Genomic DNA, 25,746 nt, shown 5'->3' with positions numbered 1-25,746 from the left:
AGTATAAACCGATTATTCGGCGGCCAGCAAACCAAATCCCGCTTGCCAACGTACTTTCGCTGAGGAGGAGGCCCCTTGGGCCTTGCCGCCCGGCCGATTCATTAATTGCCGCACGGGCCTGCAATTGCTACCATTAGCGGCTTTGGGGCCGGCTCCCAGCCCCGCTGCCGGTACCCCAACCTTTACGTTCGCACAACCTCGATACGAGCCACTCTATGTCCGCAGATTTCCGCTCCGCGCCCCTGGCGCAACTGGCTTACGCCGACGAATTCACCCACCGTCACATTGGCCCGGATGCCACTGAAACCCAGGCCATGGTGGATGCCCTGGGGTTGAAAAGCCTGGACGAGCTGCTGGACAAGACCGTGCCCGAATCCATTCGCCAGCGCGGGCACCTGGACCTGGCCGGTCCCATGACCGAACATCAGGCCCTGGCGGAGCTCAAGCGCGTTGCTCGTAAGAACCGCCTGTTCAAAAACTACATCGGCATGGGGTACTACAATACCTTCGTGCCGCCGGTGATTCAGCGCAACGTACTGGAAAACCCGGGCTGGTACACCGCCTACACGCCCTACCAGCCGGAAATCTCCCAGGGCCGCCTGGAAGCGCTGCTGAACTTCCAGCAGATGATCATGGACCTGACCGGCATGGAACTGGCCAACGCCTCCATGCTGGACGAAGGCACCGCGGCGGCGGAAGCCATGGCCATGTGCAAGCGCCAGAACAAGAAAAACCGCTCCAACGCTTTCTTTGTGGACGAAGACACCCACCCGCAGACCATCGCGGTGCTGAAAACCCGCGCCGAGCACTTCGGCTTTGAGGTGGTAGTCGCCCCGGCGAAGCAATTGAGTGAGACCGAGTGTTTCGGCGCCCTGCTCTCCTACCCCGGCTCCACCGGCCAGCTGCGCGACCTGACCGATCTGATTACCCGGGCCCACGAGAAAAACGTGCTGGTCACCGTCGCCAGCGACCTGATGGCCATGCTGCTGCTCAAATCCCCCGGCGCCATGGGCGCAGATGTGGTGATCGGCAGCAACCAGCGCTTTGGCGTGCCCATGGGCTTCGGTGGCCCGCACGCGGCGTTTTTCGCCTTCCGGGAGGCCTACAAGCGCTCTGCGCCGGGGCGCATCATCGGCGTTTCGGTGGACAGTCGCGGCAAAACCGCCCTGCGCATGGCCATGCAGACCCGCGAGCAGCACATTCGCCGGGAGAAGGCCAACTCCAACATCTGTACCTCCCAGGTACTACTGGCGGTCATGAGCAGCTGCTACGCCGTCTATCACGGCCCCGAGGGCCTGCGCCGGATTGCCGAGCGCATCCATCGCCTGGCCCGCCTGCTGGGCGAAGGTCTGAAAGACAAGGGTTTCAACGTTCGTCACGACCACTACTTTGATACCGTGGTGGTGGAGCTGGACAGCGAGAAAAAGCAGACCGGCCTCTACCAGGCTGCGCTGACTCATGAGATCAACTTGCGCAAGGTCGGCGGCACCGCCCTGGGCATAAGCCTGGACGAAACCACCGCTCTGGAGGACATTGATCGCCTGCTGAACGTCTTCTGTGCTGGCGACCATGCGCTGAACCTGCCCCAGCTCGACTACGCGCTGGCCGGCCACAACCGCTCGGACGCCATCCCGGAGGAACTGGAGCGTAGAGACGAAGTGTTGACTCACCCCGTGTTCAACCGCTTCCACAGCGAAACCGAGATGCTGCGCTACCTGCGCCGCCTGGAAGGCCGGGACATCGCCCTGAATCAGTCCATGATTCCGCTCGGCTCCTGCACCATGAAGCTCAACGCCACGGCGGAAATGATCCCGGTCACCTGGCCAGAGTTTGGCCAATTACACCCCTTCGCACCCATCGACCAGGCCAAGGGTTACCAGCAGCTGTTCGAGGAACTGGAGCAGATGCTCCAGGCCTGCACCGGTTACGACGCCATCAGCCTGCAGCCCAACGCCGGCTCCCAGGGTGAATACGCCGGCCTGGTGGCCATCAAGAAGTACTTCGAGAGCAAGGGCGAGGCCGAACGCAACCTGTGCCTGATTCCCGCCTCCGCCCACGGCACCAACCCCGCTTCGGCTCAGATGGCCGGTATGCAGGTAAAGGTGGTCGACTGCGATAAAGACGGTAACGTCGACCTGGCGGACCTGAAAGCCAAGATCGACCAGTTCGGCAAGGCCATCGCCGCCATCATGATCACCTACCCTTCCACCCACGGGGTGTTTGAGGAGAGCGTGACCGAGCTGTGCGAGCTGATCCACAGCATCGGCGCCCAGGTGTACATCGACGGCGCCAACATGAACGCCCTGGTGGGCCTGGCGGCCTTTGGTCAGTTCGGTGGCGACGTGTCGCACCTGAACCTGCACAAAACCTTCTGCATTCCCCACGGCGGCGGCGGCCCGGGCATGGGCCCCATCGGCGTGGCCGAGCATCTGGCGCCCTTCCTGCCCGGCCACCCGGTGCAGGGTGTGCCGGACACTGACCCGGCCAACGGCACCATCAGCGCCGCCCCCTGGGGCTCGGCCAGCATCCTGCCCATCAGCTGGATGTACATCAAAATGATGGGCCGCGACGGTATGCGCCAGGCCACCGAGTACGCAATCCTGAACGCCAACTACGTGGCCAAGCAGCTGAGCGGCCACTATCCGATTCTGTACAAAGGCAAGAACGGCACCATTGCCCACGAATGCCTGCTGGACCTGCGCCCATTGAAAGACGCCACGGGCGTGTCTGAAGAAGACATCGCCAAGCGCCTGATGGACTTCGGCTTCCACGCCCCAACCATGTCCTTCCCGGTGCCGGGCACGCTGATGATCGAGCCCACCGAATCCGAGTCCAAAGAAGAGCTGGACCGTTTCGTGGAAGCGATGATCACCATCCGCAAGGAAATCGCCAAAATCGAAAGCGGCGAATACGAACTGACTCAAAGCCCGCTGCGCAACGCGCCGCACACGCAAGACGATATGATGGATGAAGGCTGGGACCGCCCCTACAGCCGGGATACGGCCTCACGGCCAGCGGCGTGGTTGAGGGAGCACAAGGTGTGGCCGACGGTGAACCGGATTGATAATGTCCATGGGGACCGGAACTTGATTTGTTCTTGTCCGAGTATGGAAAATTACCGGTAGCACTTCCGCCCATGTCGATGGACAATAAAGTTTGAGACTCAACAATAAGGTTTGAGACTACAATAAAGTTTGAGACTAAATAATCATGCGCGGTATCACTCAGGGAAGAGTGAACTAAAACCGAATCGACCAAGGAAATACCATTTAAAATCAAAGAGTTATAATTCCGCCAAATATCTGACTTATCCTTTTCATCTCATAAACGTTGAAAGCTTGGCGAGCTCCATGCTCACAACGCACCTGAAAAGCCCGAATCTAGCTAAAACTAGGTAATTCCCCTGCCCCCCCCCACTCCCACGCCGCAGACTTTGTGTGTGTTGTAGCTTTTCGAGATATTAAATGGACAGGCTGCGCGCTGAAGAACACCTTTTTGAGGTCACATCCGACGGTTTTCACCGGAAGCTATCTTACTCCAACTGATTGACCTAGCTCGCCTGCTACTTCCACCGTTTCCCGCGAGGTTATCGGTTGTTAAAAGTGTTGATCCGAGGCTTGATCGCACGCATCTATTGTAGACAATTTACTATTGTGGCATTCTGTAAGCTCTTTTCTAAGGCAGAGCCTCCGGTAAAACTATCAATTTCACACTAATAAAGGACACAAAAATGACCCTAAAGCCCTTAGTCTACGCCGTGGCGGTTACGGCCGCCCTGACCAGTGCCTGCAGCCAGCATACCCATAACCCTGGGGTCCATGGCGCCGGGGAAAGCCCCGCCGCCCAATTGACGCCCCGGCAGCTACCCGCCACTATTGTGGATTTCGCCATTGCCAGTGAGCGCGGCTGGCTGGAGCCGGAGCAGGCCCATATCAGCGCCGCCAATAACGGCCGCACGCAAGCCCTCAACATCCGCTTTCCCGCCTCGGTCCATACGCCCGTATTGAGCATAGCGCCCGATCAACCCTGGGATTTTTCACGATTAGACGATTACAACCTCGCCTTTGACGTCACCAATTTGTCGTCTGTTTCTACGCACTTCTATGTAGAGCTGTTTGATGCCGCCGGCAACAGCCAGACGCGGGAGTTGAGTGTACCCAAAGGCTATACAGGCACGGTGTTTTTCCCATTGGCCGGAGAAAAGGCGGCAACTGACAAGGGCATGTGGGCCAACCCTATGCCCTGGCCGACCGACGAGCTGAAAATGGTCTGGCGCTCTTGGCATGACGAACTGGACCTCGGTCAAATCACCAAAATGTCGTTCTACACCATCGGGGTACTGCAGGATCGCGAGCTGCAAGTAGGCAATATTCAACTGCGACCCAACCCAGACGCGGGCAAAGACTGGACCCAAAACCTGGTAGACCGTTTCGGCCAAGCCGCCAAGAAAGACACTCCATTGAAGGTGAAATCAGAGGCGCAGCTCAAGGCTCTGGCGGAACAGGAACTAAAAACGCTCGCGCAAAACACCGGCCCCAAAGATCGCTCCCGTTTTGGGGGATACAAAGACGGCCCGCAACTGGAAGCGACCGGCTACTTTCGGACCGAGAAGGTCGACGGGAAGTGGTGGCTGGTGGACCCCGAGGGCTATCTGTTCTTCTCCCACGGCCCCGCCAATGTGCGGATGTCCAACCTGACTACCCTGACCGGGGTGGACTTCAAAGACCCCTCTGTACGCGTGGTTCACGAGGATGAAGTCACCCCGGAAGACTCCATGGGCATTGTGAACGTTTCGGATGAGGTACGCGAAAGCCGTTATATTATCAACGACATCCGCCACAACATGTTCGAGTGGTTGCCCGGGTACGACCACCCCCTGGCAGATCATTACAGCTACCGCCGTTCTACCCACAAAGGGCCAATCCCCCACGGGGAAACCTACAGCTTTTACCGCGCCAACCTGGAGCGCCGCTACGGTGAAACGGCACCGGAGTCCTATGTCAGAAAATGGGAAGACGTCACCCTGCAACGCATGAACAGCTGGGGCTTCACGTCATTTGGAAACTGGGTGGACCCGGCGTTCTATCCGAATGAAAAAGTCCCCTACTTTGCCAACGGCTGGATTATTGGTGATTATCAGACTCTGTCCGGCCATACCAACCACTGGGGGCTGATGCCAGACTTCTTCGATCCGGTGTTTGCGGAACGCGCCCGTGCCACCATTGAAGTCATTGCTGAGGATGTGAAAGCTTCCCCCTGGTGTGTCGGTGTGTTTATCGACAACGAAAAAAGCTGGGGCGAGCGCGAGGGCACCGTGGCTGAACGCTATGGCGTCATTCTGGATGCCCTGAGCAAAGACGCCTCGAAAAGCCCTGCCAAGAAAGCGTTTACCGACCGTCTGAAAGAAAAGTACGGCACCGTCGAAGCACTCAACCGCGCCTGGGACAGTCAATTTGATAACTGGGACGTGTTCGCCGCCGACGCCTCTGTGAGCCAGCACACCGGAGCGCAAGTGGCCGATTTGTCATTGCTGTTGGAAGCCCTGGGTGAGCAGTACTTTAAAGTGGTTCACGGCACTCTGAAGGAGTATCTGCCCCATCACTTGTACATGGGTGCGCGCATGGCCAATTGGGGTATGCCGGATGAAATCATCAAAGCCTCGGTCAAGTATAGTGACGTTCTCAGCTTCAATATTTATGAAGAGGGGATGCAACCCCATCAGTGGGACTTCCTTGAGGATATCAACTTACCGGTGGTCATTGGCGAGTTCCATATCGGCGCAACCACCGACTCAGACAACTACCACCCCGGGATTGTCAGCGCCGCCAGCCAGGAAGACCGCGCTCGCATGTACAAGGCCTATATGGAGAGCGTACTGGAAAAAGACTATATGGTGGGTGCCCACTGGTTCCAGTATGTGGATGAGCCTGTGACCGGCCGCGCTTTTGACGGCGAGAATGCCAATATCGGGTTTGTAACCGTGACTGACATTCCCTACCCAGAGATGGTGGAGGCAGCGAAGGAGATTAACTTCAATCTCTACCGCGAGCGGTACGGGAAGTAAAGTTTGCCCCGCCCAAGGGCGGGGCTCACACTGCCAAATTGAACAGTGATTCTAATAGCCGGCTGCTGTGCGACGCTATTCCGACCGGCCTTGGTTAATGGCAAGTGACCTGTTCGGGAGGAAAAGCGGCAAGCCTGGCGCTGGAGATTTCTAGCTCAAGGTTACCATCGGTATGCAGCTGCATCATTGAAGTCAGCTTCCCGAAGTCAAGATCTCCGCCTTTAAAGCATTGCAAAGGGAGAGGCAAACTGAACCACTCCTTCTTGGGCAGTCTACGCAGGACACTTTTTAGCGGAATGGAGGCGCGGGTTTTCCAGTCCCAATTGCTTTCCAGAGAAAGGGTCACATGATCGCTGGGCCGGTCTATGATTCTGATATCCAAAACCAATGCGACCTGGTCTTTCACCCCCGCGAGATCAATAGCCCCGGCCTTGTTGGTCAGGGTGACGGTCGAGACGGCTTCGTTCTGACCGCCCCACTCCGTCAATACTTTCCGCTTGTTCCAGGTAAACCGTATGGCGTCGTTCTCAGTGTCGTGAGCGGCGGGCTCGGCTACCAGGCTGTTCTTGACGGTCGCGCCACGCTTTTCTTCCAGTAACACCTGACCAAATTGAAGGCTGAGCTCCCAGGGATCGACCCCCTCCCCCTGATGAATGTAAAAGATATTGTGGTCAAGGGACTCCTGGCTCAGCGCCAGGGGAGGCACAAGGACCAAACCCAGAAAAACGGAGACAATCTTTTTTATGTTCATGGTGAACCTCGCAATAAACTAGTGACTTACGGTGTTATCTTGCCCCTTTTGGTTTGCCAAAAACTCCACAATGTCCCTGACATTTTCCTTTTCCAGCATTAAGCCCATCGGCGGCATACCGGACCCTGAAAAACTCTGCTCAACTATATGCTTTCTCTCAACGGTGATGGTTTCACTGTCATCAGTGGTAATGGTGACGCTGTCCTCGTCTTCGGCGGTGAACTGACCGTCGATCTCCTCTCCCGACTGTAGCGTGACACTCACGCGGCCGAAACCCGGGGGGACGCGCTCTCCCGGCTCAACCATCGCTTCCACCAGCTGTTCACGGGTTAAACGGCTACCGATATCGGTCAGGTCGGGCCCAACGGCGGAGCCGAAATCTCCCATCACGTGGCAGCGAATACACTGGGCGGTGGTGTTATAAAAGAAAAAGAGTTTACCCATATGCGCGTCGCCGCCCTTAAGAGCTTCCCGGTATTGCGCGGTGACATTGCCAGTGGGCTTTGTCCGCTGGTATTGCTGTAACATTGCCTGCACGGTTTCGCTACTGCTCAACTCTGCGGCCTGCACCAGTTCAAGCTGCACTTCGGGCGGTACCTGATCATCGATCAGTTTTTGCAGATGCTTCGACAGTAGCTGATAGGCCTCCGGCGACTGAACCTGGGCCAATGCGAGATAGGTTTCCTGCTGCTCTCCCAGACTGCCCTTTTCCAAAAGCAGCTCATACATGCGCACCTTGTCCGACGGGGGAATAGACAGGGAGGGAATCAGGCCCAACGCCGTTCGGCGCACGGCTTCGGCGCCATCTTCCAAGGCAGTAAACACGGTACCGGTTAACCCCGAGTAAGACAGTCTGTGCAGATTCTCCAGGGCGGATTGACGAACGTCAGCTTTGGGGTCCTTCTCAGCCAATGCGGCCAGGGTATCCACGGACTCAACCATGCCGAGCCGACCGACCGCGTTCGCCGCGGCGGCGCGCACCCGGGCGCTTTCATCGGCCAACAAGGCTTTATAGTGAGGCGCCAATGCCGCTACGGCCTGATCAACCTGACCACTGCGCTCACCGCGATAGCGACCGCTGACGCGATCGTAGGGTGAAGGCGACTCCCAGACGCTCAAAGCATTCAACGCCTCAGCCCGTAGAACAGCGCTATCACGATCGTTGGCCGCAAAGTTGACCAGCCTCTGGGCACTGTCAGCGGTCGATAGGAATGCGTTAGCGTTAATGGCCCGGCGGACGAACGGTTCGTTCCGAACGCGCGGCACGGGCAACTGAGCCGCCAACGGTGGTAGGGCCGCCTCAATAAAGGCATCGTCGTTAATCGCCCGGGCGGCATTGGTGGCGACATAGTCGTCGCTGTCGTCTAAAAATTCAGCGATGGCGGGGCTCGCCAAACGGTCCAGTGCGATAACGGCTGCGACCCGTACCGCATCCGAATAATGGGTCGCCAGTTGCGCGAGTTTTTCCTCGGCGCCCAAACGCGCAAGGGCGATGGCACCGGCTTGGCGCAGGTACACATCCTCTCCGTTATTTGCTTCCAACATTGAGACAATGCCGTCAAAGGATTGATTTGCCCCGATTCGCCCCAGGGCCTGGGCCGATAACATTCTCACTCGCGCATTGGGGTGGGAGAGGTTGTCGATAAGCGGCTCGGTCGCTCGCGGGTACTCGGCATCGCCCAACACTTTGGCGACCTGGGCTCGGATTTCGGGGTCGGCATCCTGCAACAACGGCACTAACACCTCAGCCACGTCCCGGTTCTTGCGGGCCAGTTGGCCGATACCCCAAATGCCATGAATGCGAGCCAGTTGATCTTCCAGGCGCAATGCCTGCTCAAGGTTAAAGAGCGCTTTGCGCTCCGCGAGTTCGAACTGAGCCTTTAACCGAACTCGCTGGTCCGGGTGTTGCATGTGTGTGATGAGCTGCTCGGCGGCTAAGGGCTCAAAGGGTTGTTGAAGCAGTGCCTGAGTTTCATCTCGCTGCGGGTTGGGCTTTTCTGCATCAATTTTCCAGATACGACCAGTGTTGTTGGTTTTCCAGCCCTCCACCCAATCGGCCGCATATAGCGCACCGTCCGAGCCCACGTCCAGCCCGGTGACTTGAATACCGCGCAGAAAGGTCTTGTCCTCGCCCAGGGTAAAACCGGCACCCTCCGGTTCAAGCGTAAACGCATTGATACCGGAGTTACCCGCGCTGCCGGTAAACTGTACCAGAAAGAAGTAGTCGTGCCACTGCTTTCCGAGTGCGGTTCCCGGGTTGTAGACCATCCCGGTGGGGCCGCCGTAAAAAGATTGAATCGGCGGCAGGATAAGTGCAGATTGGTCCTCAAAACGGGCTTTATAGTAGCCCTCATCCATCCAGACTTTGTAGGCGTTGTTCTTGGGGTCGGAGTATTTTCCAAACTGCCAATGGATTCGCCAGCCGGTATCCGAGCCGTCGATTAAATAGACCAAGCGTTCAAATTCTCCGGCATGATCACCATCATTGTCCGCACTGATCAAATTCCCGTATTTATCAAAGGTGAACTCGTGCGTATTGCGAAGCCCGCTGGCAAACACTTCGAAGTTACTGCCATCGGGCTCACTGCGCACAATGACCCCTTCATGGGCGTAATCGTACTCGTTGCCCGCGAGGTCGGTGATATTTGCCCCGATATCACCAATGCCGTAGTAGATGCGACCATCGGGCCCCATTGTGACGCCGGACATATTGTGTCCACTGAACCCAATATGCACACCAAAACCTTCGGCAAGAGAGGTTTTTTCATCCAGATAACCGTCTCCGGTGGTGTCACGGGCCCGCCAGGCATTGGGGGCCACGGTGAGGAAAACCGAATCCGATGTATCATCATAGTAAACGCCCCCGAGGACATCGCTGATTTCGTCCGAAAAGTCTTCCAGGACTACCTGGGCCCGGTCTGCCAGGCCATCACTGTCGGTATCGGAGATTTTCAATACTTCTTCTTTGAGTACCGTCAGGTCCCGCCAGTCATGGACGCCGTCCTTATTATGATCCGGGATATCATCCGACGTAAGCGATTTGGAGGGCGAAAAATACTCCCGCAGAAACTCGCGCCTGTCGGCGACCTGGTTGAAGGACAGGGTGTCGGCCTCCCAGTGAGGCCAGCCTCGAATATCGAATTCGGAGTTATTGCTGCGATTGGTAACCGTCAGCCAGGCATTGCCATCGGAGTCCATGCTGATGGCCACCGGGTCGTCCACCAGGGCATCACTGGCCCAGAGATCAACCCTGATGCCTTCGGCCAGCTTTACCGCCTGCGCATTCTCCACCGCTTCTGCCGCCTCTCTGGCCTTTTCCGAGGTTATAGCTCTAACCTCCACCGAAGAGGGAGTCGCAATAGCGCTGGTGCCAGTGGTACTGGCGAGGGCTACTCCCAGTGTAAAAAGCATTTGTTCAAAAAAACCGTATTTGGCGGGCATGTGTACCTCTTTTTCAAACTGATCCGCCGGTACTTACTAGAGTTGACCAGCAGGCCATTTTTATACTTCTTCAACCGTCCAGAAGCTCTTCCAGGATGAACCACCAACCGATACCTTCGGCCGGGCTTCCTATGGCAACGGAATATGTGTGGGGAAGTGAAGTAAACATCAACGCGTGGTAAGTTCCACAAAAATGAGGGTGAGGCACGCAACCTCACCCGCCACACAGCTCTAGCCTTACCGACTATGGAGCATTTTCTATCTGAATGGGCCACGCCCCTTTTTCGGGCTTAGTACCATCACTTGACGAGAACTGGACAAACAGGAAGTAGAAGTGCCCTTCCGGCAGTTCTGACGTCGGCGTCAACCCCTCAAGCGGAATAGACACGGTCGCCGTTCCCGAGGTGGTTCCTACCGCATCGGAGTACACGGCGGTTACGTCTTTTTCGACTCCCCAAGACCCGTTAAGGTGCCGCAGCATGACCCGGAAGCCTCCAAAGCTCGAATCGATCACCGTATTCCCTGAACCTGCATGATAATCGGCACTGACCGACAGGTTCTCGTTGGTATAGAAAGTCGTTTTTTTGTAATAGCTTTCGTCATCAAACGCGACACTGGGATCTTGATACTCTTCGACGTCGATGGTCGCGCTATCTGAGAATCCACCGTCCACCGTCGTGGCGGTAATGGAGGCTTGGCCGGAAGCCACCCCCGTCACCACGCCACCTGCATCGACGGTCGCAACAGACTCGTCACTTGAGGTCCACTCGACAGAAGGGTCGTCAGCATCTTCCGGGGTTACTTCGGCTGTCAATGTTTCAGTGGTTCCGACAAAGACCGTAGCCGACTCAGGAGTTACTGACACACCCTCAACCGGGATTCCGAAGTACTCGGTCACGTCTACGACTACTTCAGCCGTGGTGCCATCGACATCGGACGTGGCGGTAATTGTCGCACTTGCGCCGGCTTGGTGCCCAGTAACCAGGCCGTTGCCATCGACACTGGCAACAGACTCATCACTGGACGTCCACGTCATAGACGGGTCTGCGTTTGGTGGATCAAGCTCAACATTCAGTTGCTCTGATGTCCCTTCTCTCACGGTAAGCGGGTTCGGTGTCAGCGTAATTGAGTTCGGTGCCGGCAGCTCCGCGTCATCAGTTTTAAAGAGAGCGTTAACCGTCACCTCATCACTAGAAATTGACTCACCATTGCGCCAGCGAACGGAGACAGAAGAGATGGTCTCCGCGTCTCCAAGACCAAAGTGGACGGTGTTCAGCACGCTCTGTGAAAAGACTTCCCCTGCCGAAGCGACACGCTTCACATAGGTGTTCGAAGGTGTTTCCACAACCACTTCCGCCGATATGGGGTCAATTCCCGCCAAGGGGCTATAGCCCACCTGAATAAGGACGTAGTTCCCGGTATCAACCTTGCGGTTTTTATAAAGGTACCACTTACCGTACTCATCCGAACCGTTGAGCATATCGACACCGCCGTCCAGGTCGAAGTCAAACGCCTGACCCATGTCACTATGCCCGCCATCGTTCGGATCAAAAGCATTGTGCATGGTGGTGGTGTTGAATCCACTGCCGCCATTATTGACCAGCAGGTAATCAGCAACCGGCTGCTTCATGAACCCGAAGCGGTAGACGTAAAAATCACTGAAACCGTCGTTGTTGAAGTCGCCATAAGTGACGCCCCAATGGTTACCCCCTTTGGGAATACCCCACGCTTCGCCGGCCTCGACAAAATGATCTCCCTCATTGATCAAAAGCAGATCCTGGATATTGCGGTTATTCGGTTCCCAGCTGGTATCAACCGAAGCTACGCCTTTCAAAGAGAAGTCAACTTTCCAGTAAACATCCTGGTTTCGTACCGTCTCAACGCGCCACTCACCATCTCCCGTGTGACCAATATAAATGCCATTTTCAGCCCGCTCTTCGGGCCAGCCATCAGCGTCGCTACGGGAAATTTCAAGAACGCTCTCGAAGTCCAATATCTCTGGGGTTTTAGCAGAGCCCAAAAATACAGGGAAATCACCATCGTACCCGCGGTAGGTCAGATCCAGCTCGTGAAGCTCAACAGGGCCCGGAGCGGTGAAGGAGAGCTCGGTCGTCCCAGCGTTGCCCTCGTCTTTGAAATCCAGCTGCTGAGCCTGCGGGTCGAAATCCAGAGACTTGTTGGCCATCTGATAGTAGGGTTTGCCGCGAGCGAGGTAGACGTCGTAGTCCCCATCGTTGTCAATATCCGTATTGGCGGCCGCATGTACCTGGTGCACATTGCGGGCAGACTCTGGAAGCCAGGTCGTGGTCACGTTTGTAAAAGTGAAGTCACCATTGCCCTGCCAGAGAGACGTCGGGGAAAACAACAAAATGTCGTCAATGCCGTCGCGGTTAAAATCGAGCACCATCGTGCGCTCGGCCTGGGCGTTTTCGATACCCGGAATTCTCACCGGCTCGAAAGAACCGTCCCCGGTATTCTTATAGAAAATGTGCTGCTCGCCACTATCACCATTGATGCCTGCGGCGTTAACCAGCGCCAGATCCAGATCACCATCCAGATCCATATCGATCCAGCGTGCGGCACGGCCTCGTGCACCCTTGGTGATGCCCGCGACGTCTTCGACCCGGGTAAAGGTTCCCTCATCGTTGCGCATCAAAAACGGCGGAGCGGGGTTGGTGCCATTACCACCGCCTTTGGTCATCAACAGGTCCAGGTCGCCGTCATTGTCGTAATCGCCAGCGGCCGTACCGTGAAGGTCCGGCGGCCAGGAAAACAAAGGTTCAGCCTGCTCTGTGACCGTTGAATCACCGTTGTTCCAATAGACTTGCGCCGGAATAACATTGTGGTTATTCAGCACCATGTCATAGTGGCCGTCGTTATTGAGGTCTGCGACCGTTGGACCGCCATATTTCAGGGTCTCCTCCGTTTGCAGGCCGATATCACTCGTAATATCAGCAAACAGGGGAAGCGACTCCTCTGCAGGGTCCCGGAATTCAATCCCCTGAAGCGTCACGGGCTCCCCGCGCACCGTCAAGGTCAGCGTTTTATCACCGGCAGACTCAAATTCAACCAGGGCTGTCAGCTGATGAGTGCCCGCGTTGGGGATATTCATGTTATCCACCAGGCGGTTTTCACCCGAAAGGACGCTGATATGTGCATAACCCGACTCAATAGAGACGTCCAGCACTACCTGCTTAACCAGGTCCCCTTCGGCGGAATACGGCATTTCATAGTCAGAGGACACGGAAATGACCGGATCGCTCTCTGCCGCACTTGAAGAAGACATGGATGACGCACTTGAGGGTACGCTGGATGTCTCGCTTGACGATACGCTCGATGTCTCACTTGAAGAAGACATGGATGAGCTGGACGAGACGCTCGAGCTACTGCTGGAGCCAGGAGGCTCAGGGTCGTCAGACCCATTACTCCCGCAAGAAACAATCATTGTGCTGGCCACCACCAGAGCGGCCAGCTTCGTGGGGAAAACGCTGGAAAATCGGCGCATTTGGATCATAGGGACCTCGACTGTTGTGCTTATTGTTGACAATCGACTGTCATTTGAGCACAACGAGCCACGCCACGCAACCTGTTAGCCTACAGCCTTGTTCGAAAGCCAATAGGTCCAACTCTCCTCCTCTTATGACTCAGTAATGGTAGCCCCTTGGTAGTATTATAATATTTTACTATATGTCGCCCGACACACTCTTCCAGCTTTGAGCCGTCTCTCAGAGATCATCGCACTGTCACGCGTCCCGTCGCTGGTACGGCTCGCACCAACGACGCCTTTTTTCATGAACCGGCTTATCGTTCAAAGCGCCTCCTGTACAGGTTGCGGTTCACCTCCTTTGCAGCTTCCACCAACGGTGTATAAGGAATGTCAGTCACACTGACAAAGCCGACATTATAGTTTTCTCCATCATACGCCCGCCCCGTTATGGACCAATCAATATATTCGAACCAATGAAAGCCCCTTAACCTATTTTGGCGACTAGTTTAGTCTAAAGGCGTAAGCGGCTTGGTCCGGGGCGTCTTCTTTTAAGATGATTGTCAATCCGTCGGGCTTTTGGCTCCATGATTCCACATAGTCACCGTTCAGTGCCTCAACAGACGTAAAGGTTTTGACACCGATACTATTGTCTTTAGCCAAGGCTACGATATGTAATGGTTCGCGAGGCGTTCCCAACGATATGGCATAGAGCGCGTCCTCGCTCTGCGTAAATCGAATATCATGTGAGGTATAGTCTACATGTTTTGAGAAATGGCCGCCCTCTGCCATTTTTGTGGGCCCCTCACCAAAGATTTTCCAGGGCCGTGTGCCGTAAATCGCTTCGCCGTTCACCTCAAGCCAATTCCCCAACGCAGACAAGACAGCGCGCTGATCATCGGGGATGCTGCCATCATACTTCGGCGATACATTCAGCAACAGTTGGCCATTCTTTGACACGATATCAATGAAATCGTGAATAACCCATTCGGCGGGTTTTACCTCGAGACCCTCAATATACGACCAGCTCCATTTGGAGATGGTGTCGTCTGTCAACCAAGGCAGTCCTGTCAGCTTACTTCGACGCCCTTGTTCGAAATCCTCCACTGAAAATGTCTTGGGCATGTCCTGGTCTTTGTGAGTCATCATAACTTCCTTACCCCACCGATCAGCCGAATTCAAATAATACGCCGCAAAATCATATCGGGTGTCTTGCGGTATTTGATCTAACCAGGTGTCGAACCAAACAATATCAGGTTGGTACTTGTCAACGACTTCCTTTAGCGTCCCCAACCAGAAATGCTCTAACCATTGCTCTTCCGGAAGATTTCCGTAAAGTAACTTAAGATCCGGGTCTTCGGAAGTGGTAGGCAGCCCATCAATCCAGGGGTAGTGGGAATTCCAGTAGGCGTGGTAGGAGTCGAGGTGACCGTAGCGCTGCATGGCTTCCTCTTTACTCTGACCTTTATATCGTTGTAAATGACGAGCGTGGTGAAAAGTCGCTACAGTTTTCATGTCGCGCTTACGCAACTCTGCAAACAGCTCCCCCATAATGTCCCTCTTGGGCCCAATGTCAGCGGAGTTCCAGGGCGTAATATCGCTATCCCAGAGCGCGTAACCATCATGGTGCATCGCCACTGGCCCCGCAAACCGAGCGCCTGATCTTTGAAACAGGTCGGCCCACTCAGCGGCATCAAATCGTTCGGCGGTAAATCTCGGAATCATATCATGGTAGCCGAACTCTGAGGGGTGGCCGAACGTTTTGGTATGCCACGGCATGGCATCGATATGGTAGCCTTTATCACGCCCCACCCAATCCTGATCGGAAAAATCAAAATGCATCCAGCGCGGATACCACTCGTTGGCGTGTGCAGCTACGGTATAGGGGCCCCACGTAAAATAGATACCAAGCTTGGCATCTCGAAACCAGTCTGGCGCTGCATAATGCTTCGCCAACGACTTTTCGTCTTCTACATATTTCGACACCGTCGTGTCAGTTATTGAGCAGGAACTAACCGTCAAAGCGCTAAAAACCACAACTATTATTTTAAATATATAAACCGGATGCATAATAACCTCTATAGTTACTGAGTTCTGTATATAGCCGTTCTACTCATAGAGCCCATTCAAAATACTCTCTCAGAGACGGCTTCGTAGTAATCCACCAACCGCCATAGAGCCATGGCTCTTCTTATCACTTGGGCAATCGGATCAGTTGTTCTGGCGCGCTTGGCGCCAGCGTCAACCTCCTTCTAATGGACTCAAATTATTGATCAAAACGTCGCCGATATAGACTACGGTTCACCTCTTTCGCAGCTTCAACCAATGGTGCGTAAGGGATATCAGTGACACTGACAAATCCGACATTATAGTTTTCACCGTCATAAGCCCTACCCGTCAAAGGAGAGTCAATATACTGGAACCAATGTACTCCGACAAAGTATGGGTTATCGATCACACTGTTGACGTATTCCTGATATTTAACGCCTCTGTCTTTCTGAGAGGCCGCGTGAATCAACCCCGGATTAAGCATTCCGGAGTCCAACGCTCCATTGTGGAATTCTCCGATAATGCTGGGCATGTCCAAATCATTCAGGAAGCCCCAAAATACATCACTAACCGCCTCCCGGTAATAATTATAGCTCATGACATCTACGTGCTTAGCGGCGGCATTTCGCACTTCGGGCGTCATCGCCCAATCCGCAAACCGCGCGCCCATATACAGATGATTTGGCATTAGCTCATCCATGGCAGCGCCTACAATACGAAAGTACTCGGAAGCATAAAGCTCGAGCAGTGCTGCAAGGTCTTCCTGCGCAGCGTCATTGTACTCATTGAGCCGAACGCCTTCTTCCAGCTCCTGCCAGTCTTTTAATGACAGCTTCCAGGCCCGGTTCAAGGTCTCGATATTTGGGTACTGTGCTTTCAAGTATGCGACGAAAGCCGCTTTACTGGGGCTTTCGCTAGCGGGGCGAGAGAGAGTATTCAGCACCACCCCGTATTGTGATTCTACCGACCCCATAATGCCCCAACTCATCTCGTTGTCTATAAATACACCGACGCACCAGGGGCTGTTGGCCACCTCTGCCCTTATCTTCTGCACCGTGGCATGGGCTCGCTCTTTAAACTCCGGATCGAATGGGTCCGGCAAGGAACCCCAATAATCATTTCCACTGGAAACCTTTTTGAAGTTTCCGATAATCCAACCATTAGCAAAGTAAGGGTAGCTTTTCATTTCATAGAACCCGGGATCCACCCAGTTTCCAAATGACGTGAAACCCCAGTTTTCCATGCGTTTAACGGTGGTTTGTCGCCATTGCTGCATGACCGAGCTAACGTTGTCGGTTCGGTACTTTCGAGCCAGGTTCGCCCGATAAAAGCTATAAGTCTCGCCTCGATCCATTGCCCCTGAATGCACCTCACGACGATAGCCAAAATGCTTCCCTAACGGCTCATCATAACGCGGCAACCAAGTAAACATGTCTGCACGCAAAGGTGAACTGACAAAACGTGTGCCCCAGGCCTCTCGGGGCGCCCGGTTCAGCCCGAGAGAGTCTTCCGGAGTAAAGTCACCCGCGTCGCGCTCTGGGATCATCGCATGATTGAGGTCGTATCCGGTCATGGTTGAAGTGTTCGCCATTCGAACATTGGCGATACCATTGGAAAAAAACAGATAGCCCTCAGGATCTACCAGCGTCCATTGGCCCTGATATTTGACGACTCGGTAGAAGCCAGTGCCTTCCAATTTTGGCCCTTCACTCCAACCATGAAACCGTGACCGCTCGTAGGCCGGCGAGGTCTGTAGCTGTTGCCGTTCAGCCGAAAAGGAACGGTGCAAATCATCGACAGAGTGAATTTTCTGAGGAAAGTCGTTTTTGGCGTTCTGTCCAAACTCATCCACAAGTCCCGTTAGATACTTGTCGTCAAACCCCTGGGGTTCAACCGCCTTAATGTTATCAATAATCAACGTTTTATCGATTAACGCGCCCCGCACATCAAAACGAATGCCCTCTATGGCCGAGGTGTCAATCTGTTTGGTTCCACCTCGCCAAACCAACGCCTGGTAATCGTTCTCCCAGCTTTCTGGATTGGAACGTATTCCAGTTTCGACACCCAACTCAGGCACATCTACGTCAATCGAATATCGCTGGCTGGAGTTAGCGGGAACAACGAAGCTGCGCATTTGAAAGTCGCCATGCGCGTCAGTGGTACTAACGTACATACTGACCGATTCGCCTCTAGGGTTGGCGATATCAAATACTAACGACAGATTTTCGAATTCACTCAGATCCCACGGGGACTGGGGGCTTACCGTAAACCCGGAGATATGGTGCCCCGCTGAGTGTAAATTGATTTCAGCAGCGCCTCCGTCCAACTCGCCGTAGGTGACGCTGGCCGCCAACGGCTTAATTTGGTCAACATCTGATGCTATCGAGAAGTCCATCAAAACCTTATCCTTCGGTGCTTGAACTTCTACCTGGCTACAGGCGATGATTAAACTGGATGAAAGAGCCAGGCCCAAGGGTATCAGTGATTTCATTACTACCTCTTTTTATGAGAGATTGAGTTGGTCCGCATCAGCTTCACAATATCTTTTTGGGTTAACGCGGTATCAAATATAAACACTTCATCGACCGCCCCCCTAAAGAACCGGTTGACTTTCTCCGTGTTACTCAAATCGCTAAATGCAATATTGCGTCCCATCATCAGTGGTTTTGACTTTGGATGGTCCAGATCCGTAAACACTCGGGCAATAGATTTATCAAAGCTGCGCTCAAGTTTTCCATCGATGTACATCAAAACATGGGTAGACAAATCCGCCTTATCCCCACCAAATAAAACAATAGCGACATGGTGCCAACGGTTATCACGCAGGTCGGTGGTTCCCACAATTTCTGCCTCATTGGTGCCGATACGAATCCGACCAAGAGGCCCACTCACCTCCAGAGGGTTAATCGATATTTGCCAGGCAGAAAGCTTATCCGCCAAGCCCCAGCTCAGGATCCCGAACCCCTGATGCGGCTCGAAGTCCTGCGGGACTTTCACCCAGAACGCCACCGTACGGGGCTTGCTTCCCCCAATTCCTGGAAACGCGGTACTCAGCCATTGATTAGTACCATCAAAATAGACGGCGTCGTCAAATGCGCCCGAAACGACATCGGGGGCGCCATCACTACCACTCAGGGTGCGAGGCTTTGCAGGGAAGCACTGACCATTAATACCCGGCCCTTCGCAACCAAAACGTCCGTTAAAATCGTCAAAGTTCCAGTGCAAGTAATGAGGATCCTGGTACCGTCGTCCGGGCAAAGTCCGCATAAAACGGTTGGGCAAGCTCTCAATCACTTCAACCTGTCGATCAATATCAAACGCCCTCGCGTCATTCTGGTAGAGATTCTCGTACTCAGTCGCGTTCGGAGTTTTGACCTTTACCTCCCCTTCCAGAACATGCACTTGGGAGGCCCCGGTTCCGTCTACAGCGACACCAAACTCAGTTCCCAAGTCCACAATATTCGAACTGGGAGTATCCACTGCAAAACCAATGGCTTCCGGCGGGACCTTTGCCACCAACGCCCCCTCAGTTAACAAGACTCGGTTTGCGCCCTCAAACTCCAGTCGCGCCGGAGATTCGAGCAGCAACACGACACCATTGGTGAGCGAAAGCTCAGCGTACCCCGTCGACAAGTAGAAGCTCCCCGCATCAATACTCTGGCCGGGCATCAAGTGGGGCTCAGTGCCCGCCAACTTGCTGATGCTCCCCACCGCCGACGGCTCTTGATGCCAATTGAGGGTGACAGCAAAGATCGCAAAAATAACGCAACAGGAGGCTGCCAACACTGACATTTGCCAGCGCCATGAACGTTTCGATGGCTTTCGACGCTGAATCTCCTGAACAACTCCAGCGACAAAGTTCTCCCCCGTTTTCGCGTGAACCGAGTGTTTTAGCAGCCGGTGCACCCGAATTTGGTGCCGCAAATGGCTTTTGAGATCCGGGTCCTCCCGCACGCGCGCTAGCAACTGCCGTCTGGCATCAGCGTCACCCTGAAAATAACGCTCTATTAGTTCAGAATCATGGGAGTTCATGGCAGCCATTAGAAACCTCTGTTAATGCACTCGCGCAGATTTTGACGGTAGCGATTCAGTCGCATCGTCAACGTGGAGTGGCGTACGCCCAATGCGTCTCGCAACTCCCGCAAGCTGTACCCTTCGCGGTAATACAGTCGAATGGTACGTTGCGCCTCATGGCTGAGCTTCAGTAAACACTGACGCAACAGACTCAACGTAGCTTCAACACCTTCATCCGATCCGTCCTCTGGTTCTCGATCAAGCATCTGTGCCAAATGCTCTGGTTCAGTCGGCTCTACTCGTGCCTGCTTACGCTGATGGTTGCACAAGAGGTTTTTAGCGATCGTGAAAAGCCATCCACTGAAAGCGGATGGCTCTTCCAGCGTATGCAGCTTTCTCCATGCCACGACAAAGGTTTCCTGGGCCAAATCGTCAACGTCGCGACTGTAATCGGTACGTTGAGCCAAATAGCTCCGAAGACGATCCTGGTAGTGACGAACCACCCGCTCAAAGGCCCGCACATCACCACGGCGCGCCTGATCAACCCACCTCATCACATTGTCAGCTTCGCGTCGGTCAGTGATGTTTGCCAAGTTCATCGCTGCCAGGCCTCTAACCCTGCACACCTTCAAGATGTACTTCCAAAAGCGCCGCTGGCACCCGCTCAGACGGGTGCTCAAGCCGCAGTGTCAGTTCTGTGGTCTTCAGCGGCTGAGAGAACTCGACGACATTTACACCCTGATGGTTCCGGTCACATTCATACACCACATCGCCCTTATCGTCGATTACCTTATAACGCTGTACACAGAACGGCATAATATGCTCCGGGTGCTCCATAAGCACCGTTTCCAATGCATGATCGTAGTCACAATCAAAAAACAGACGGAGCTTAGTAAGGCAGACCGGACGCTCCCACTGATAGTGAATGGCTGGTTCCGGGTCCTCCATGTCTGCCACCCAGGCATTGCTAGTAACCCGGGGGCGCGTATGCCCATTGTGCAGTTGATCAAGGCCGTAGAGCCATAAAGGCTCCCCAAAACGCAAGGCCAGGTTTTGCCCACCCGGACGGCGATCGGGTGTCCATATCTCAAACTCCTCAATGCCGCTGTTCGGTGGTGCCACCTGCTTACCCGTGTTCGAAACGGCTTTATGTTCTTTATGCATGACGGTACAAATACCGCTCAGGCGACGATCTGTGGTGGCCAACTCGACGTCCTCATTGGCGATAAAACAGACGAACCCATACTGGGTGTGCTTGATATCAGCGGACAAATCGAGCTCGACCTCATGCTCCCCTTCAGTCAGTTCCAGAGCCTGTGAAGACAAAACCCGTTCGGGTGTAAAGTTCTGCCGTTTTTCACTGACACGAAGCTGAACCTCAAGCCTTGTCGAGCGTTTAGCGTTAACGTTCAATCGAGCAGTCGGGAACACTCCTTCCCTCAAGGGTAGCATCTGTGCCACGGATTGCGTCAGCTCTACCCATCCCTGTGCAGGCCCCAGAGTCTTAGCGCTATAGGTACTGCTTGCCGAAATTCGGGCCTGACGGCTCAAGCAGCGTTGTTTATTCAGAGGAATGCCCGGAATACTTTGTCCCAACAGGTTCAGCTCCTGCTGCAGATCACGAATGGAAGGAGGATCAAGCAGCGCTTTAGGGTCACAGCCCTTCGCAACACTCATGGCTGCAGCGACGCCTATCGCCTGCCCCCCATGCGCGCAGGTAATCATCACGCGGCTAGAGCCAAAGGCAATGTGACTGGCGCTAATAATACGCCCGGCCAGAAGTAAGTTGTCTATACCCCGACACAAATAGCTGCGGTAAGGAATCTGATACACGCCTTTTGCATGATACTGAGAGCAAGGCGGCTTGTCGCTGTATACGCCCTCGGCCGGATGTAGGTCGATAGCCCAACCCCCAAAGGCTACGGCATCGTCAAACTCGCGCTGGTCGACAATATCCTGTTGCTTCAGCATATACTCCCCGTCAAAACGACGGCTTTCCCGCTTTCCCGGAATGGTGCCGACCCATTCAAGCGTCAGGTTTTCAACATCCTCATAACGGCCGCTGTTCTTAATGTAGTCCCAAATACCGTATACGATCTTCCAAAGCTCCCATTTAATTTCCTCCGTTTCGTACACGGTATCCTTGATTCCGCCATATTCAAGCCACCAAAACTTACAGCCAGTGTCACCACTTTGGATATTCTTGCTACGGGGCAGCGCTCCTATTTCCTCTTGAGTGTACGCAAAGTCTGGGGCTCGATAATGCACAGGATAATTCATCCGCTTGCTGTAAAAGAACAGCGAATGTCCCAACAGTTCTTTATTCGCACTAGACGGCGCCATCCCCTCTCCAAACTCGTCTCGCGCTTCCGCGCCAATTCGAAAACTGGCCCCGGCATTGAAGGCAACCAACCCATCACCCGTTGCGTCTATAAACACCGCTGCCGCTATTCGATAATGGATGCCATTCTGACTGCAAAATGCATCACAGGACTCGATGCGCTTCGGATGCGATTTGCGGACCTGATATACAGCGGTATTCAGTAGCAGAGTAATGTTCTCTTCCGCAACGACTTTGTCCAAAAGCACGGTATCAAAGATGAGGGGATTTCCCATTGGATTTCGGTAGGTATTCTCAAGCATGATCTCATTGATCAACCCTCCTTCTCTTGAAAACCGGTTGTTATTTCCCATATGGGAGGTCGCTCCCAGTGCCCAAAGGCGAACTTCACTGGAAGCATTACCACCGAGCACCGGCCTGTCCTGCACAAGAGTTACAGTAGCACCCGCTCGGGCGGCGTTAATCGCAGCACAGACGCCGGCCAAGCCTCCGCCAGCCACCATTACGTCTGTGTGTATGTCTTCGCGGTGGTTACCGCGTGCCTGCTCGCAAAATTCTGTACGGATCATAGTGGCCCACTTTATAAAGATCGCTGATATTACAAGTAGCTGGTCTAGAACGAAGTGCTTTTCGTCCTAGCTTTCTCTATTGCCTCTTCCCGGGCATTTTCGGCGCGCTGCGTCTTAACCTCTTCAGGTAAATACTGAGAGAAAAAAACGTCCGGACTCCACTTGATCTCGGTATTATTAGCGATCTTCGAGCGTGGCACTCTATTGCGTAAATCGCAGTCAAACCGACCCAGGAAGCTGAACTTCGTCTCGGGGTTATCGTGATCACAAAAGTGCGCCAAACCCCAGGTAAATCCCTGCCCCTCACCTTCACTAGTAAAGACATCGGGTATGTAGGGCCCAGCGCCCACCGGCATCAGTGCTGTCACCGCTGCGATGTCGAAGTTAATGCCGTCTGGAGAATACTGAATGGTATTGCTCTCGATGCCATTTCTTATAGCAAACGCCGCGACGCCTTTTCCAAAACGGAATACCGTGGTTTCGTGGCCTGAGTTCAACACCGGGTTTAACGGATGTTTGACAAAGGGGCCAAGCGGGTCATCAGCAATGGCGACCCCATTCCCCACCAAGTAGTTCGGCCTATCGCCAAATGCTGCCTTGTAGTACACATAGATTTTTCCGTTAATCACTATTGGATAGGGACCGTGTATCGAGTACTGATCCCATTCACCGGGGGCACCATTCGGTATAACTGCATCAACGCATGGAGTCCATGGCCCATCTGGAGAATCCGCTGATGAAACACTGACAGGGCAATGGTCACCTTTCAGGCCACTGGGCTCTTCAAACGCTTGATAGTACAGATAGTACTTCCCTTTCCAAACGAGTATGTCTGGCGTACAGACGGAGCGCCAGCCGAGCTTAGGCTTCTTCGGCCGGGCGACGGCAACACCTTGCTCCTCCCAATGAAACCCGTCCTCTGAGGTGGCATACCAAATATCGCTCAAATCCCAATCCGTTGAAGGAATTTCATCAGAGCAGGCTTCGGCACCACGCGGCGGAGAAACGGTGTCACGCTTGGTGTACCATATGTAATACTTTCCGTTCTCGCAGACAATCTTTGATGGGTCCCGACGCGAAATTCTTCCGTCTTCGCCCCCGTAGTCAAAACCACTCACCCGCGTGTACTTAAAACTGGTAAACAGCGGGTTATCTTCCGGCCTGGGTGTTAAATAGTTCGAGTACAAACGCTCCATGGCTTGACTCAAGGGTCTATCAGGTCTGGATTGAGGGATATCCCAGGGAAACCCCTCAGTTCTTGCGCTATTATCAAAGGACATAAAATACTCCAACTAAAACTCATACCAGGTTCGGGTCAGAAACCTCAGTCTGGAATCAACGATCAGTGGACCTCGGCTTTCCGGCCTGCGCCCTATAGCCCCCCCAGGCCCCCACTAGAAGAATAGCGCCGCCTATTGACGCCACCAGAGTCCTGCTCTCATTTGCGATGAGCGACAGTGCAAGCATAATGCAACCTGTAGCCGCAACGCCCAGCGACACCACCATATTTCCCCACCGATTGTCCTGGGAGTGCACCTCTTGACTTACCTCGCTTTCGGCCTCCGTTCTAGCCTTCTCAATCTCTTTGTAGATCCGGTACTGGGAGGTATCTGACCGAATAACTCGTGCATAGATCTCTGATACCGCCAACAATACAACCGGAAGACCAACCCCGACGATCGTTTCTGTCTCACGGTCAAGGCTTAGCCCCCAGACCGGTGGAGCCACAAACTTAAGGAAACCGTTGACTGCCAGCGTCATCAACGAGACGCTCAATAACACCCCACCCTTCTGATACTTAGAGAATAGTGCCCATACCGGAGGTAGAAAGAGTGCACCGCCTGTCATCGCTGCTACGGTAAAGACAAAAGAGACAATGCCCCCCATATACGGAATTAACAATGCTACCCCTATGGTGACCATACCCAGGGCAACCGTAGCCACGCGCCCGACACGGACCAGGCTTCGCTCTGACGCATGAGGTCTAATATTTTTGTAGATGTCGTTCGCAATGACGCCAGAGAATAAATTAATCGCGGTATTCACTGAGCTTGATGTCGCGAAAACCATGGCTCCCAACATCAGTCCCAACATACCGACAGGCAATATTTCCTTGCAGATTAGCAGGTATGCGCCTTCGTTTTCCAAGCCATTAAGATCCGGGTTCAGAACCCGATAGATCATCGGAGGCAGCATCCATATCATGGGACTTACAAAATAGAGAGCACCAAACAGCAATCCCACTTTTCTGGCATCATCGGGCGTGGCGACTGACGTATATCGTTGTACATAAGGCCAGTTACCCGCTATAAAGAACAAATTATAAAGCCCGAAAACTACAATAAATACCCAGCTGTACTCACCACTGACCGGCTCAAAAAAGTCCTCAGGTGCCCGAGCGACAAACTCTTCGAACCCACCTATTGCGTTCAAAGCCAGAGGAAGCACAATAATCACGGCAGCCGTAAGAACCACAAACTGCAGAATGTCAGTAACGATAACGGCCCACAAACCGCCAACAGCGGTGTAGGCCATAATCACGCTCCCCAGAATGAAGACACTGAGCGGCAAAGGGATGCCAGTACTGACCTCCACAATTTTAGCAACCGGATAAAGGAACGCACCTGTAGAGAAGCTACCAATCAGTAGAAGAATATAGGTGTAGGTTTTTTGAACAGGGGCGCCCAGACGATCCCGAATATACTGAGAAGCCGTTAAGGCCTTGGTCCGGTTCCATCGAGGGGCAATGTAAAGGCCGACGAGTATTCCAGAGATCGCCATGGTCCATTGAATGGTAATGGCCACAAAGCCCTGGCTGTAGGCTATTGATCCCCAGGTAACAAAAGTGCCCGAGGAGAAAAAGCTCATGAAGAGCGAGAGACCACTCATCCACCACGGCAGTGCTCCGCCAGCGGCATAGAAGCTGGTCATGTTTTTTCCTGCTTTGGAGAAACTCATTCCACAAATCAGAACCAGCAGGGTAAAAACGCCAATAACGCTGATGTCTACGATACTCATACTACGTCTTACTTT

Annotated in this window: 13 protein-coding genes; 3 read left to right on the top strand and 10 right to left on the bottom strand. The window is 54.0% G+C overall.

The window, feature by feature from the left end; translation table 11 throughout:
- The first annotated feature begins 215 nt into the window (after window positions 1-215).
- Complete coding sequence (gene gcvP / locus G547_RS0112920) at window positions 216-3,125, top strand: aminomethyl-transferring glycine dehydrogenase (protein ID WP_051235418.1); 2,910 nt, start codon at window positions 216-218, stop codon at window positions 3,123-3,125.
- Window positions 3,126-3,730: 605 nt separating this feature from the next.
- Entirely contained in the window at window positions 3,731-6,064 is a 2,334-nt protein-coding gene (locus tag G547_RS0112915; protein WP_027330223.1) for an agarase, read from the top strand.
- Window positions 6,065-6,158: 94 nt separating this feature from the next.
- Here G547_RS0112915 and G547_RS22765 read toward each other — a convergent pair whose 3' ends face one another.
- The 3 genes from G547_RS22765 to G547_RS21370 form a co-directional block, all read right to left on the bottom strand.
- On the bottom strand, window positions 6,159-6,815 hold the full coding sequence (locus G547_RS22765) for a putative glycoside hydrolase (RefSeq protein ID WP_051235416.1): 657 nt from the start codon (window positions 6,813-6,815) through the stop codon (window positions 6,159-6,161).
- Between the two features lie 18 nt (window positions 6,816-6,833).
- The gene (locus tag G547_RS0112905) at window positions 6,834-10,256 is read right to left on the bottom strand and encodes a HEAT repeat domain-containing protein (RefSeq protein WP_084646000.1); all 3,423 of its coding nucleotides are present in this window, start codon (window positions 10,254-10,256) and stop codon (window positions 6,834-6,836) included.
- Window positions 10,257-10,500: 244 nt separating this feature from the next.
- The gene (locus G547_RS21370) at window positions 10,501-13,542 is read right to left on the bottom strand and encodes an Ig-like domain-containing protein (RefSeq protein WP_211224559.1); all 3,042 of its coding nucleotides are present in this window, start codon (window positions 13,540-13,542) and stop codon (window positions 10,501-10,503) included.
- Here G547_RS21370 and G547_RS23685 point away from each other — a divergent pair.
- Entirely contained in the window at window positions 13,505-13,849 is a 345-nt protein-coding gene (locus G547_RS23685) for a hypothetical protein (protein ID WP_036188514.1), read from the top strand. The two genes, G547_RS21370 and G547_RS23685, sit on opposite strands and share 38 nt — an antisense overlap.
- Window positions 13,850-14,244: 395 nt before the next feature.
- On the opposite strand, the gene G547_RS21360 is transcribed toward G547_RS23685, so the two are convergent.
- From G547_RS21360 to G547_RS0112865, 7 genes are all read right to left on the bottom strand, one after another.
- On the bottom strand, window positions 14,245-15,810 hold the full coding sequence (locus G547_RS21360; protein ID WP_051235412.1) for an alpha-L-fucosidase: 1,566 nt from the start codon (window positions 15,808-15,810) through the stop codon (window positions 14,245-14,247).
- 196 nt (window positions 15,811-16,006) lie between these two features.
- The gene (locus G547_RS0112890; protein WP_051235410.1) at window positions 16,007-18,280 is read right to left on the bottom strand and encodes a hypothetical protein; all 2,274 of its coding nucleotides are present in this window, start codon (window positions 18,278-18,280) and stop codon (window positions 16,007-16,009) included.
- A 2-nt stretch (window positions 18,281-18,282) separates the two neighbouring features.
- Window positions 18,283-19,830, bottom strand: coding sequence for a LamG-like jellyroll fold domain-containing protein (locus G547_RS0112885; protein ID WP_027330220.1), 1,548 nt, complete (start codon window positions 19,828-19,830; stop codon window positions 18,283-18,285).
- Window positions 19,830-20,402, bottom strand: coding sequence for an RNA polymerase sigma factor (locus G547_RS0112880; protein ID WP_027330219.1), 573 nt, complete (start codon window positions 20,400-20,402; stop codon window positions 19,830-19,832). The genes G547_RS0112885 and G547_RS0112880 overlap by 1 nt, the downstream gene beginning before the upstream one ends.
- A 13-nt stretch (window positions 20,403-20,415) precedes the next feature.
- Entirely contained in the window at window positions 20,416-22,713 is a 2,298-nt protein-coding gene (locus G547_RS0112875; protein WP_027330218.1) for an FAD-dependent oxidoreductase, read from the bottom strand.
- A 44-nt stretch (window positions 22,714-22,757) separates the two neighbouring features.
- Window positions 22,758-23,993, bottom strand: a complete 1,236-nt coding sequence (locus G547_RS0112870) for a glycoside hydrolase family 117 protein (RefSeq protein WP_027330217.1) — start codon at window positions 23,991-23,993, stop codon at window positions 22,758-22,760.
- 55 nt (window positions 23,994-24,048) lie between these two features.
- Entirely contained in the window at window positions 24,049-25,731 is a 1,683-nt protein-coding gene (locus G547_RS0112865) for a sodium:solute symporter family protein (RefSeq protein WP_027330216.1), read from the bottom strand.
- Window positions 25,732-25,746: the final 15 nt, after the last annotated feature.

Origin of the sequence: Marinimicrobium agarilyticum DSM 16975 (assembly GCF_000423345.1) — a bacterium.
Classification (GTDB): domain Bacteria; phylum Pseudomonadota; class Gammaproteobacteria; order Pseudomonadales; family Cellvibrionaceae; genus Marinimicrobium; species Marinimicrobium agarilyticum.
The sequence above is the reverse complement of the archived record's forward strand: the minus strand, read 5'-3'. Positions and strand labels throughout refer to the sequence as shown.